The sequence below is a fragment of the Methylobacillus arboreus genome (assembly GCF_020532725.1).
Lineage (GTDB): Bacteria > Pseudomonadota > Gammaproteobacteria > Burkholderiales > Methylophilaceae > Methylobacillus > Methylobacillus arboreus.
Genome location: NZ_JAJAVC010000006.1, coordinates 387,214 through 400,507, shown reverse-complemented (window position 1 = coordinate 400,507; position 13,294 = coordinate 387,214). Strand labels below are relative to the sequence as shown.

The following is a 13,294-nucleotide window of genomic DNA, read 5'->3' as shown; positions in this document are numbered from 1 at the left end:
GGGCAGGCAATTGGCAAATGAATGAGAGGACGGGGTAAATATACCGGGCACAAAAAAAGCGGGTTTCCCCGCTTTTTTGATTCACAGCGATCGTGAATTAAACGCTGTAGTAGAGGCTGAACTCGACAGGGTGCGGAGTCTGGCGCAGCTTGGTGACTTCTTCCATCTTGAGGTCAATGTAGCTGTTGATCCAGTCTTCGGAGAATACACCGCCGCGGGTCAGGAACTCACGGTCATTGTCCAGAGCTTCCAGCGCTTGCTCCAGGGATGATGCCACGGTTGGAATCGCTGCATCTTCTTCTGGTGGCAGGTGGTAGAGGTCCTTGGTCGCTGGCTCACCTGGGTGGATCTTGTTCTGCACGCCGTCCAGGCCTGCCATCAGCAATGCGCTAAATGCGAGGTATGGGTTGGCGGTTGGATCCGGGAAGCGGGCTTCAATACGGCGTGCCTTGTCGGAATGCACGAAAGGAACGCGAATGGAAGCAGAACGGTTCTTGGCGGAGTATGCCAGTTTCACTGGGGCTTCAAAGCCGGGTACCAGGCGCTTGTAAGAGTTGGTGCCTGGGTTTGTGATGGCATTCAATGCGCGCGCGTGCTTGATGATGCCGCCGATGTAGTAGAGTGCGAACTCGCTCAGGCCGGCATAGCCGTTGCCTGCAAACAGGTTCTTGCCGTCTTTCCATACGGATTGGTGCACGTGCATGCCGGAACCGTTATCACCGAAGATAGGCTTGGGCATGAATGTCGCTGTCTTGCCGTATGCATGTGCCGTATTCAGTACGACATACTTGAGGATCTGGGTCCAGTCAGCGCGCTGTACCAGGGTGCTGAACTTGGTGCCGATTTCACATTGGCCGGCAGTTGCCACTTCGTGGTGGTGTACTTCTACAGGCACGCCCAGTTCTTCCAGGGCTACTACCATGGCGGAACGGATGTCGTGCAGTGAATCGATTGGAGGCACGGGGAAGTAGCCGCCCTTGACGCCAGGCCGATGGCCGGTGTTTCCGCCTTCAAACTTCTCGCTGGAGGCCCATGCGCCTTCTTCGGAGTTGATCTTGACTGAGCTGCCGCTCATGTCCACAGACCAGTTGATGGAATCGAAAATGAAGAACTCAGGTTCTGGACCGAAGTAGGCGGTATCACCAATGCCGCTGGATTTGAGATATGCTTCGGCGCGCTTGGCCAGGCTGCGGGGACAGCGGTCATAGCCCTTGCCGTCTGTAGGATCAACCACATCACAGGTCAGGAACAAGGTAGGCTCGTCCATGAATGGGTCGATGTTCGCAGTTTCCGGATCAGGCATCAGTTGCATGTCCGAAGCCTGGATGCCCTTCCAGCCAGCAATGGATGAACCATCGAAAGCGTGGCCTTCGGTAAATTTGTCTTCATCGAATGCGGATACAGGCACGGTTACATGTTGTTCCTTGCCTTTAGTGTCGGTAAAGCGAAAATCGACAAACTTGATGTCGTTTTCCTTCACAAGTTTTAATACGTCGGCCACCGCCATTTGATTCTCCTAGCTCTTTTTGAATTAAGAAGGTTGTTGAAGCACTATGCTTGACACTAAGGTGAAGCATGAATTGTGCCACTGGAAACATGCAGATTCTCATTTTCACACATAAGGTTATAAAAGAGAAATTCTCCGGTATGCACCAAAATATTGCGCATCTCTATTTTGTGCACCAATATTGTGCGTGTGGGTTTGCGGCAGAATTAGGGCTATACTCCATGCATTTCCGAGAGTGAGGAGGAAGCAATGAAAACGTTGAGCACTATTTTGCAAAATGCAAAGCAACGTGCCGAACAGCACGGCCTTCCTTATGCGGGGGCATTGACGCCGCAAGAGGCAAATCAGGTGCTGGAACTGGCACCCGTGGCCAGGCTGGTGGATGTGCGCACCAAAGCGGAGCTTGAGCTGGTGGGCCGTGTTCCGGCTGCAACGCACATTGAATGGGCATTTTATCCTGGCATGGTTGCTAATCCGGATTTTCTGACCCAGCTTGACAAGCAGGTTGACCGTGAAGCGCTGGTGATGTTCTTGTGCCGCACTGGCGGGCGTTCGCACAATGCTGCCGCGGTGGCTGCCGAGGCTGGCTATGCCGAGGCTTACAATGTGCTGGAAGGCTTTGAGGGCGAATCTACCCCCGATACCAAGCAGCGTGGCCAGATCAATGGCTGGAAAGCCGCAGGCTTGCCTTGGACCAACGCTTGAGGTTTTGATGGACCGTTATGCCGTGATTGGCCACCCGGTGGAGCACAGCAAGTCGCCATTGATTCATGCGGCATTTGCAAGACAAACCGAACAACAACTGGAGTACGGCAAGATACAAGCGCCGCTTGATGGGTTTGCCGGCACGGTAGCTGATTTACGCGCTCGGGGCTATCTCGGCGCCAATGTCACCGTGCCGTTCAAGTTTGAAGCTTATGCGCTTGCTAGCGAGCTGACAGAGCGCGCACTGAATGCGGGCGCAGTGAATACACTCAGCTTCAAGGATGGCAGTATCCAGGGCGACAATACGGATGGCGTCGGCCTGGTGCGGGATATTCTGCATAACCTCAAGTTTCCCCTGGCAGGAAAGCGAGTGCTGTTGCTAGGGGCAGGCGGGGCGGCGGAAGGGGTGCTGGGCCCGTTATTGGAAGCCTTGCCCGCGAAGTTATGGATTGCCAACCGCACTGTGGAAAAAGCGGAAGCCATGGCGGGGCGTGCCGGTAAGGCTGTGCTTGTGCCTGAGGCCAGCAGCTTTGAGGCGCTGGCAGGCCAGGTGTTTGATGTGATCATCAACGCGACTTCCAGCGGACTGAGTAATGACAAGTTGCCATTGCCGGTTGGCTTGTTTGCGCCTGAGGCATTGGCTTATGACATGATGTATGGCCGCGAGATGCCTTTCATGGTTTACGCGCGAGCGGAAGGCGTGCAGCATATCGCGGATGGGTTGGGTATGCTGGTAGAGCAGGCGGCAGAAGCATTTTATATCTGGCGCCAGGTGCGTCCGGACACTGCACCCGTGATCAAGGCGTTACGAGAATCGTGATCAAACGCTTGATATGGCGCGGGTTATTGCTGGCTCTGGTGCTGGTGGTGTTTTACCAGCTCTGGATATTCATGCATATCCTCTGGTGGGTTGAGCATAATCCTGCCAGCAGCGCGTTCATGCGTACCAGCCTGATCACCTTGCGTGAGGAAAATCCCAAGGCCGCGCTCAAGCATGAGTGGGTGGAATACAGCAGGATTTCCCGCAATCTCAAACGTGCCGTGATTGCATCCGAGGATGCCAAGTTTGTCGGCCATGAAGGTTTCGACTGGGATGGCATCCAGAAGGCGTATGAAAAGAACTGGCAAAAAGGCAAGATCGTCGCGGGCGGGTCCACCATCAGCCAGCAGCTTGCCAAGAACCTGTTTCTTTCCACCAAGCGCACGCCCTGGCGCAAGTTGCAGGAAGCGGCGATTACCTGGATGCTGGAGCGCATGATGAGCAAGCGCAGAATCTTGGAGATTTACCTCAATGTGATTGAGTGGGGGAGCGGCGTGTTTGGTGCCGAGGCTGCCGCGCGGCATTACTACAAAACCAGTGCCGCCAACCTGAGCAGCGCCCAGGCGGCCAAATTGGCAGCCATGATTCCCAACCCGCGTTATTACGACAAGCATCGTGAGGCGCGCGGACTGGTGCGCAAGGCGGCTATCATCGAATCGCGCATGCGCCATGCGGCTGTGCCTTGATGCAGTAGCACTGCCAAAGTGACTATCGCTTTGTGTTAAAATAATCTCTTTGAATTCAAACAATATGCGCTTCTGCTTCCTGATCCTGATTGCAAGCCTGACCCTTGCCGCATGCGGCACCAAGGGCGATCTTTACATTCCGGAACAGCAATACCCGCAGGAACCCCTGCAGCAAAACCAACCTTCTCAATGAGTTTGTCCGTGAATCCATTTCAGTTGAAAAACGGCACGTTGCATGCCGAAAATGTCCCCTTGACCCGTATTGCCGAAGCGTTCGGTACCCCTGCGTATGTCTATTCGCGTGCGGCGCTTGAGTCTGCCTATACCCGCTTTGCGGCAGGTTTTGCAGGTACTGACCACCTGGTCTGCTTCGCGGTGAAATCCAATCCCAGCCTGGCGGTGCTCAACCTGTTTGCCCGCCTGGGCGCCGGTTTTGATATTGTCTCTGGTGGTGAGCTGGCACGCGTGCTGGCTGCAGGTGGCGATCCTGCCAAGGTGGTGTTTTCAGGCGTGGGCAAGACCGAGGCCGAAATGGAGGCTGCGCTGAATGCGGGTATTTTCTGTTTCAATGTCGAGTCTGCAAGCGAGCTGGATCGGCTCAACGACGTCGCTGCACGCCTGGGCAAAACTGCGCCGGTTTCGCTGCGCGTCAATCCGAATGTAGATGCCAAGACGCATCCCTATATTTCCACAGGGCTCAAGAACAACAAGTTTGGCGTGGCCTATGAAGATGCCTTCAGCCTGTACAAACGCGCGGCTAGCTTGCCCAATATCGCTGTGCATGGCGTGGATTGCCATATCGGCTCGCAGCTGACAGAGCTATCGCCGTTTCTGGATGCTTTTGATCGCGTATTGGCATTGGTTGATCAACTGGACGCTGAAGGGATCCATATTGAGCATATCGATGTGGGTGGTGGCATCGGCATTTGCTATGCGGATGAAACCCCGCCGGATTTTGCCGCCTATGCGGCAGCCATGTTGAAAAGACTTGGCAATCGTGCTGTCAAGCTGGTATTTGAGCCAGGGCGTGCCTTGGTGGGCAATGCTGGCGCATTGATTACCAAGGTGGAATATCTCAAGCACACCGAAGCCAAGAACTTTGCCATTGTCGATGCCGCCATGAACGACCTCATGCGTCCGGCACTCTACGACGCCTATCATGAAATTGCCGCAGTGACGCCTGTGTTGGATCCGGATGTTGCCCAGATTTATGAAATTGTCGGCCCGGTATGTGAAAGCGGTGATTTCCTTGGTCATGACCGGAAACTTGCGCTCCAGCAAGGGGATCTGCTGGCTGTCTTATCCGCTGGTGCCTACGGCATGAGCATGAGCTCCAACTACAATACCCGTCCGCGTGCCGCTGAAATCATGGTGGATGGGGACAATGTACACCTGATCCGCCAGCGCGAGACCATTGAACAACTGTTCGCCCTGGAAAAAATTCTGGGCTAAACTAAACGGCATCCCACAAGATTTAAAAGAGAAAGAGGAGATTGAAATGCGCCTGATTCTTGCCATTTTCCTGCCATGGCTGCAGTTCTTCACAATCGGCCGTCCGATTGCCGGCATCATCTGCCTGATCCTGCAACTCACTATCATTGGCTGGCTGCCTGCGGCTATCTGGTCTGTATATGCCTTGAGCGAATACAAGACTGACCAGAAAATCAGTAAGGCTTTGCAGAAGTAAAGCAAAGGAAAGCGTGAGAAGGCTGGCAGATGCTCTGGCTTTTTTAGTTTATTTCCTGTTTGGTTTGTGCCAGTCGCGATATGGCTTCTGGTGACCCTTCAAAAATAAATGGGTTGAGAAACATCCTTCCCCAGAACAGCAGGCGATCTACTTCGCTCAATGCTACCTCGTCACAAATGCCTGTCCAACGCATGCATACTATTTCGAGCTGTTGGGTGATGATCTCAGTGGCTTCGGTTTTGTCCAGCAAGAACTTTGGAGCTGCTTCCAGGCAAGTGGCCAGATTGCTCATCCGGTTTTCGCCGATGATCAGCATCGCTTGTGTGGCCTCGTTGCCTGTCCGGTATTGCGGACAAATGTCGTAGGCAGGTGTCAGTTTCAGAGTTTTTCCATTCCAGAATGCAGCATGGTTCCGGGCGTGATCATCGGTATTGCCGCAGATGATATTGAAGACCAGGCGGGAAAACAGTTCGCGCAGTGTTGCCTCGGGTTCGTCGAAGCGTTGCCGGACGATGTCCGAGAAATCTTCATAGCTGGCATATCGCGCCATCATTTCATCAAGGCCAAACAGGGTCAGTGCCGAGACCATCAGCCGTCGCTGCCAGCCATTGCCAGCTTTCAAACGGTCGAACCGCTCAATCAGGATAACGTCCTTGCCTGCCGCATGGCGGAAGTGTACCGGAGCCACGTGCAAGCCAACCTCTGCTGCAAGCCGCATGGCGACGCATTCAGCTTTCACTATATTATAGGTATCCGTTGAGGACGAAAACTTCGCGATGAATTTTCGGCCTCCATCCTCAATCATCGCTTTTGGTCGCGCCCCGCCTAATGAGCTCCCATGAAAAAGCGCCTGATCGAGATCAGGTGTCAGCGGCACGCCGCTTTCTACCATTGCTGCTGCGTTCATCAGTTCTTCAAGTGACGCGGTTTTGCCGATACGCGATATATACTCTGTTGGAGATTCTTGGAAATCGAGACCGCCAATTCTGTCTGAACCGGACTCAAGCAGGTATGTCAGTTCATCCAGAGCTGCGATATCTGCGTCTTTGATACCTGTCGCTGTCAGCCGATTCAAGATCACCCGCCGGCCCCATGCGTCAGGTGCTGCGTCGCGCAATGCACTCGCCAGCGTCAGTCCTGCCTTGGGTGGGATGATTCCACGCATCAGTGGCAGCTCGGGCTCATAGATCGGAATAGCATCACTCCTATCCAGATAGCTGCGGCCATAGTTGAAAAGGAATCGATCTCCATCCCGGCTTATCAGGCCGGCTACAACCGGTTGCGTGGCGCCGGGCAGCCAGATCCATACGTAGGCTTCGTTGGCTGCTTTTCTAGAAATCATCCTTCACTGCCTTTTGGGAAGGGCGAACAGCACAAGGTAGAAGAGAAAGTGTTTTTTCTGCGTTTGCGATGTGAAGCCCTATTGCAGATTGATCTATGGTGAAAAGGGGAACGCCAACAATGGTAGCAAGCTCAAAAACGCTGCCAATCCCGCAACCCATATCACCTTCCTCAGCTCGGTAAACCAGGCCGCGTGATACGCCTGCACGTTCTGCCAATTCTTCTATTGTCAGCCCACGCTCAATCCGCGAGTTGCGGATCATTAGTCCGAGCAGTCGCGCTGCATCGTGACTGTAGCGGGAATATGTTCGAGTGAGTAGTTTTGCCATAGTGGCAACTATGCTCCATTAATGAGTCTTGAAACCAATTTGCGATCTATTAATGAAGCATTATGGATATGAACTGCTGGTAGTGCAAGTAAATTGTTCTATTAATAGGGCATATTAAGTGCTTGTGACTTATTAATGGAATGTAAGCGCGGGCTATGATTCTTTGTTACGCAGGGCGCAGCAGTTTTTCTTTTGGTCCATCCGCGGCGACCTTGCCATTATCAAGCGCAATAATGCGTTGTACGGCAGTCATCATGGCGGCGCTATGGCTGATCATGATGAGGTTGCCCTGGCCTATGACTTGCGGCAGGCGCTGGGCGAGGAGTTGCTCGCCTTCCGGGTCCAGGCCCAGGCTGGGTTCGTCCAGCAGCAGAATGTTGCTGGACTGGGCAAAGGCGCGAGCCAGGGCCACTTTCTGCCGTTGACCGCCCGAGAGGTTGCTGCCGCGGTCGGCAATTGCCATGGTCAGGGTCAGGCGGCCTTGCTTGAGTTCTTCTTCCAGGCCGGAGGCCCACAAGGCGCGTTCCATGCGTTCGCTTTGCGGTTTGCTGCCAGCCAACAATAGATTGGCTTCCAATGTGCCCGCAAACAGCACGGGTTCCTGTGGTTTATAAGCCAGCCAGCGGGCGCGGTCTGCGGGCGAGATGGCATGCAGCTCATATCCATCAATCAAAACCTCGCCTTCGTCGGCAATGCTCAGCCCTGCAATCAGCTTGAGCAGGGTGCTCTTGCCTGCGCCTGGGCGTCCCAGGAGGCCGATTTTTTCACCTGCAGCGATATTGAGGCTGACATTATCAAGCGCGGCAGGGCGGTCAGGGTAACGCTTGCTCAGGCGCAGCAGGGCGATGTCGCCCTTGGCTTCTGGCTTGCTGACCTTGAATGAAGCATGAGGGGCAGATTGCTCAATCTCGTGGCTTACGCCGTGTGCGGCCTTGCCAGACTCAAGCAAGGCATCCATGCGCTTGGCGGAGCGGGCGAAGTCTTCCCACTTGCCCAGCACCAGGTATAGCGATGTCACCAGCATCATGGCGCGCGCTGCGAGCAGTGAGCAGGCGATCAGGCCACCCACGGAGAGCATGCGGTCCTCGATCAGGTAAGCGCCCAGGGTCAGCACTGCCACGGTGGTGAAGGTCATCATGCCGGCAGAAAGGGTGTTGCTGTGGCTGGCTGAAAGCCTGCGCGCGGCCTCGAGTTCGCTGACTTTTTCAGATTGCGTGCGCCAGCCTTGCAGCAGGCCGGTGACACCGGGAATCGTGCGTACTATCTCCATGCCCTGCAATATTTCACCGATGTACGCCATGCGGTGTGTTGAAGTCTGCTCAGCATCGCGGTTGAGGCGCAATGTCTGGCGCTGCAGGAAATAGCCGATGCCGGCATAGATCAATGTCAGCACCGCAACCAGAATCATGATCGGCCAAGCGATGAAGCCAATGACCAATAGGTACAGCAGGTAAAACGGCAGGTCGGCAATCGCGAGCAGGTAAGTGGAAGAGACGAAATTGAGCGCATTGGTGAGGTCACGATAATGCGCAAGGAAGGTCGCTACGCCGCCTGCCGGCATATCACGATCTGCCAGCAGCTTGTGCCAAAGGCCTTCATCGGTCTTGCGTGCCATATCAGCCGCTACGCGCTCCACCGTCCAGTTACGGGTAACACGCATGCCCACATCCAGCGCAATGAAGATCAGCATGCCGATCACCAGCGCCCACAGCGTCTCAAATACGCCATTGCTGACAATCTTGTCGTACACCAGCATGGAGAATAGCGGCAGAAGAATCTGACCGCTGTTGATCAGCAGACTGGAAAGGCCGACTTCAAGCCATTGGGTGCGGAGCACTCCCCACAGGCTGGAAAGTGGGGAAAATACCTGGGCTGGTTCTTTGCTCACACTAGGCAACTTGCCAGTTCACTTGTGCCACGACATTGTTACTTGCGTCATGAATCGCATAAGTACCAGCATTGGTCAAATCAATGGCCGACCCTAACTGTACCCCGCCAAACCAGACGGTTTCGCCTGACCCGAGGCTGAAGCTTAGCTTGTCTGTATTATCGCCAATAATATTAATAACAGAACTGCTGCCGCTTGCCATCAATCCCTGGATGCTTTGGGTGCTGACTGTCATATTGGTCGAGCTTGCCTGCAGGCCATATGCTTGCTGGGAAATATCAATAGTCTCGATACTGCGTACCAGGCCTACCAGCGTTGCCAGTTCATAGGCGGCGCCATTGACAAACCCTTCCAGCGCCAGGGTGTCGTTACCGCCTTGTCCATCTACCAGGGTAAATCGGTTGCTCCAATTGTTGGCAACGTTGCCAGTAATGGCATCGACTGACGCAACAACCGTATCGTTGCCTGCGCCTCCATATACTGTATCCTTGCCGCCATTATTGATGAAAATCAGGTCATTGCCATTACCTGCATCAATATAGTTGCTACCGGAGGAACCTCTGATCGTATCGGCGAAGCTTGAACCAATAACATGCTGAATGTTAAGCAAAGTATCAGTACCTACAGAGTTTCCTGAGCCAGTAATCGTAGCCGAACCAGCACTCAAGTTAACATTCACTCCAGTACCGCCAGTCGTATATTGGTAAGTGACAAAATTCGATCCGCCACCACCATCAAGGGTATCATTGCCGCCCATGCCGGCCAAGGTATCGTTGCCGGAGCCGCCTTTGATGTAATTGTCTTGCGCGTCGCCAATTAAGCGATTGTTGCCAGTAGTTGCTTCAAGGTTCCGGATATTGATAAACACATCCCCTGCGGCATCCCCGGTTGCCGTAATCAGTCCGGGAGTCAAGGATACATTGACCTGGGTCGTATAAAGCGCGGTATTAACACCTCCACCGCCATCCAAAGTATCGGCGCCAGCACCGCCTTGCAGGGTGTCATTAAAATCGCCGCCAACCAGCAGATTGGCATTGCCATTGCCAGTGATCGTGTTGGAATGGTTGACTGCTCCGATGACAGTATCGAAATTGCTGAGACTGTCGCGCTCATATCCAGCAACCTGGCCATAACTTTGGGCTAAATTGACTGTAACGTTACCTGCTGCATGCGCATAACTCACGGTATTAGAGCCAGTGCCGCCATCTAGAGTATCGCCGCCCTGACCAATTGCATTGCCTATGCCTTCAATTGTATCGTTCCCGTCCCCGCCAAAAATATGGTTAGCATTGCCATTCCCGATCAAATGATCAGCATATTGGGAACCTACCAAGTTTTCTATGCCGTCAAACTGGTCCCCAGCCGCATTACCGCTTTGCGTAATATTCAGGATATTGGTAATGTTGTTAACTTGATTATCCAGCAAATTAACAACCACGCCGCTGCCTGCATTTTCATACGTCACGGTATCCTTGCCAGTGCCACCAAAAAATTTGTTGGTACCAGAACCGCCTTGAAGCGTATCGTTGCCAGCCCCACCATAAAGCTCGTTATTGCCATTGCCTGATGTGATGAGGTCATTCCCGGCACCGCCATAGACAATGTTGTCACCTTCCCCGGCATGGATGTCATACCCAATGCCACGAGCAGGCAATATCAGCCAGGGTTTGCCGTCCACAATGACATTGAAGTCATTGGCTGCTGTTGCGTCACGATAGCTAAAGTTGAGATCCTTGGATACTTGAAAAGCGAAAGGCCCTACTTGTCCATGGATGACTGCTTGCAAGACAAAATCGAGTGGGAGAACGGGGACGCCATCTGCTGTCAGTGCGTATACGAGCTCAAGGTCAACACCGTATGAGCCATCTGCCTGCAGTTGCAATGCATCTGCGGAAATGACCCAGTTACCATTGCTATCCTTGCCAATCGTGCCGGTGCTGGACGGATTGAGTTTCAAATCAAAGCCATCGGGCAAGTTACCGCTTGCCATAATGACGAATGAATCAACGGAATTGAATCCATTGGTGCTGATATAGAGGTTTTTGGACCATTCCCCAGTAGCGGCAAAATCAGGGTTTAGGTTGATATTATCGTTACCTGCAGTGCCGGTAATCACTTCGCGATGGGCTTGTGCAGCAGGCGCTGCTGGATTGTGATCTGGGTTGTTTGGGTCGACTGCCCCGCGTGCACCGAATGGTAGATCATTTCCGAAATTGGCTCCGGTTTTAAACTCGGAACTGACATACAACTGCCCGTCAACGGATGGCAAACCAAGATTCTGTATATCACGCAAGGTTTCTGCTGATTCAACCCGATTGCCCAAGCGATAAGTCGACGGCTGGTCCACTCTTGGCGGAATGATCGCATCCATGAATTCGCCGCTGTTGTTGCCGCGGCCATTGATGCTGCCGCGCTGTACTTGCGCAGCTTGTGGCAGTGTCGGTGCTTGCGGCAACGGGGCGGCAGGGGCTGTAGGCGCTGCGGTGTTGTTGCTCAATGCCATGAACAGGGAGGCGTAGTCGATTTCGTCCGGCTGCAGTTCAGTCAGGCGGGTATCGATGTTTTCGCTGATGATGCGCAGGTTGCCGGCATCGGCGGCATCGACGGTGCCGACTTGCTTGAACAGGTCGGTGAGGCTGGTGTTGTATTGGTCGCCGCTGAACTCAACCTTGGGCGCGTCGATTTCTAGTGCATCCAGTGCGCCGTTGGGGATGATGATGTAGCTGCCATCGGCAAAGCCCAGCACCAGGTCAACGTCGGCGACGTCTACCGATTTAAGTGCACCATGGCTTTCCGTCAGGCGGATGATACCGTCTGCATCCGCATGCACGCGCGTGACATTGGTCACGTGGTTTTGCTTGGCGCTGGGGCCGTTACGTTGTTCAGTGACTGCGGGTTGGGTGATTGCCATGGTGTGGTGCTCCTTCTTTCAATTGGCTGCCCGGCTATTGCCGGGACATTCAAAACTTAAGGCTGGACCGTCATTATCAACGGCGTTGCTTGCCTGCTTCTTCCAGCAAACTCTCCAACAACGCGCGCTGTTCGGCTGGCGAGAACCTGTCCATCATGTTGGTGATGTTGGTGCGCAGTTCCATGGAGTCGTCGGTCATGCGCGTCATCATGTCGCTCATGCGCGAGAGATCGCTTCCCTGACGGGTAGTCGCCTGGATGAGGCCAGTAAAGTGATCATTAAGCTGGCTCAGCATGTCGGCATTGCCGCGCTCCATCATGCTGAGGATGGTACCTAGCTGGCGGCCTACACGCTGCAATTCGCCACGGAACTGGGAAACCGATTCGTTATGGTCTGCCATGGCGCGCATCATTTCGCTGCGTTGCTTGCTGAAATTATCCAGTTCGGCCTGTAAGGCACGATCCTGCAAGCGCGAGGATTCGCTTAGGCGCTCTTCAATGCGGCGCAGCACGCGGATTTCTTCCGTGGCGATTTCGCGGCGGAACTTGAGTTCTGCCGGATCCATATTGGCCAGGAAACCGTTACCGGCTGTGTCTGCTTCAACGACGACAGCATCACTATCGCCGATGGCAACTGCATTGCCTGGCTGGCCATTGCTCGCCAGGCGTGCAATGGCTTGCTCGATGTGCTGGGCAACTTCAGAACCCAGGATGGAAAGCACTTCCTGATTACAGCGGCGCACAGCGACCATCATGAAGCCGAGGATGATGGAACCCAGCAGGCCGAATAGCGAGGCAGAGAAGGCAATACCCATGGAACGCATCGGTGCGCGCATGCGGGATACCATGTCGCGGAATACTTCAACCGGACTATCCACCGCCACGTTGATGGTGGCAAAGCTGGAAATCAGGGTGGCAATGTCATCCAGGGTAGCCAGCAAGCCGATAAAGGTACCCAACAGGCCCAGGCCGACCAGCAGGCTGGTCAGGAACTGCGGCAGGGCATTGCGGTTGGTCAGGCGGCGGCCAGCGCTATTGAGTTCTGCATCAATCGCGACTTGCTCCTGGTGGGCAATGCCGCGACCGCTGGAGGTTGCCATCATGCGCAGTACGTAGGCGATGTCGCCTTCATAAGCCTGCGCACGGCTTTGTAACTGGGCCGGGCCTTCACCAGCCTGTATGGCATCGGTGAAATCCTCCAGCTTGCTGGCTTCGCGTAGCAGCCGGCGGATGTTGAACAGGATCAGGATGCCGCCCAGTATGGTGATGAAGAATATGGTGTAATTGATCTGCGGATGCGGGTTCTCGACCAGGGTCTTGAGAATGGCTTCATGGTAAACGGCAGCCCCCAGCAAAAGCAGCACGAATGGCAAAGCCGCGTAAAAGTAATAAATTCTTAGTCGCTTCAGCATGTGGAACTT

The 13,294-nt window shown here is 54.1% G+C and carries 12 protein-coding genes; 6 read left to right on the top strand and 6 right to left on the bottom strand.

Annotation, left to right across the window (positions count from 1 at the left end; all coding sequences use genetic code 11):
- Nucleotides 1–97: 97 nt before the first annotated feature.
- Nucleotides 98–1,507, bottom strand: coding sequence for a type I glutamate--ammonia ligase (glnA, locus tag LG198_RS07935; RefSeq protein WP_230342636.1), 1,410 nt, complete (start codon nt 1,505–1,507; stop codon nt 98–100).
- Nucleotides 1,508–1,756: 249 nt separating this feature from the next.
- Here glnA and LG198_RS07930 point away from each other — a divergent pair, with 249 nt between their 5' ends.
- The 6 genes from LG198_RS07930 (at nt 1,757) to LG198_RS07905 (ending at nt 5,405) form a co-directional block, all read left to right on the top strand.
- On the top strand, nt 1,757–2,212 hold the full coding sequence (locus LG198_RS07930; protein WP_230342635.1) for a rhodanese-like domain-containing protein: 456 nt from the start codon (nt 1,757–1,759) through the stop codon (nt 2,210–2,212).
- A gap of 7 nt (nt 2,213–2,219) precedes the next feature.
- Nucleotides 2,220–3,032 (top strand): shikimate dehydrogenase, encoded by an 813-nt coding sequence (aroE, locus tag LG198_RS07925; RefSeq protein WP_230342634.1) that lies wholly within the window; start codon nt 2,220–2,222, stop codon nt 3,030–3,032.
- Nucleotides 3,029–3,718: a monofunctional biosynthetic peptidoglycan transglycosylase gene (gene mtgA, locus LG198_RS07920; RefSeq protein ID WP_230342633.1), complete on the top strand. Its 690-nt coding sequence runs from the start codon at nt 3,029–3,031 to the stop codon at nt 3,716–3,718. The genes aroE and mtgA overlap by 4 nt, the downstream gene beginning before the upstream one ends.
- Nucleotides 3,719–3,782: 64 nt before the next feature.
- Nucleotides 3,783–3,911: an LPS translocon maturation chaperone LptM gene (gene lptM / locus LG198_RS07915; RefSeq protein WP_230342632.1), complete on the top strand. Its 129-nt coding sequence runs from the start codon at nt 3,783–3,785 to the stop codon at nt 3,909–3,911.
- A gap of 8 nt (nt 3,912–3,919) precedes the next feature.
- A complete protein-coding gene (gene lysA / locus LG198_RS07910) occupies nt 3,920–5,170 on the top strand; it encodes a diaminopimelate decarboxylase (RefSeq protein ID WP_230342631.1) in 1,251 nt (416 codons plus the stop codon).
- 46 nt (nt 5,171–5,216) lie between these two features.
- Nucleotides 5,217–5,405 (top strand): YqaE/Pmp3 family membrane protein, encoded by a 189-nt coding sequence (locus tag LG198_RS07905; protein ID WP_230342630.1) that lies wholly within the window; start codon nt 5,217–5,219, stop codon nt 5,403–5,405.
- A 43-nt stretch (nt 5,406–5,448) separates the two neighbouring features.
- Here LG198_RS07905 and LG198_RS07900 read toward each other — a convergent pair whose 3' ends face one another.
- From LG198_RS07900 to LG198_RS07880, 5 genes are all read right to left on the bottom strand, one after another.
- A complete protein-coding gene (locus LG198_RS07900) occupies nt 5,449–6,747 on the bottom strand; it encodes a type II toxin-antitoxin system HipA family toxin (RefSeq protein WP_230342629.1) in 1,299 nt (432 codons plus the stop codon).
- On the bottom strand, nt 6,737–7,075 hold the full coding sequence (locus LG198_RS07895; RefSeq protein ID WP_230342628.1) for a helix-turn-helix domain-containing protein: 339 nt from the start codon (nt 7,073–7,075) through the stop codon (nt 6,737–6,739). Before LG198_RS07895 ends, LG198_RS07900 begins: the two co-directional genes overlap by 11 nt.
- Nucleotides 7,076–7,241: 166 nt before the next feature.
- Nucleotides 7,242–8,963, bottom strand: a complete 1,722-nt coding sequence (locus tag LG198_RS07890) for a peptidase domain-containing ABC transporter (RefSeq protein ID WP_230342627.1) — start codon at nt 8,961–8,963, stop codon at nt 7,242–7,244.
- A gap of 1 nt (nt 8,964) precedes the next feature.
- On the bottom strand, nt 8,965–11,874 hold the full coding sequence (locus LG198_RS07885; RefSeq protein WP_230342626.1) for a calcium-binding protein: 2,910 nt from the start codon (nt 11,872–11,874) through the stop codon (nt 8,965–8,967).
- Between the two features lie 76 nt (nt 11,875–11,950).
- Nucleotides 11,951–13,285, bottom strand: a complete 1,335-nt coding sequence (locus LG198_RS07880; RefSeq protein ID WP_230342625.1) for a hypothetical protein — start codon at nt 13,283–13,285, stop codon at nt 11,951–11,953.
- Nucleotides 13,286–13,294: the final 9 nt, after the last annotated feature.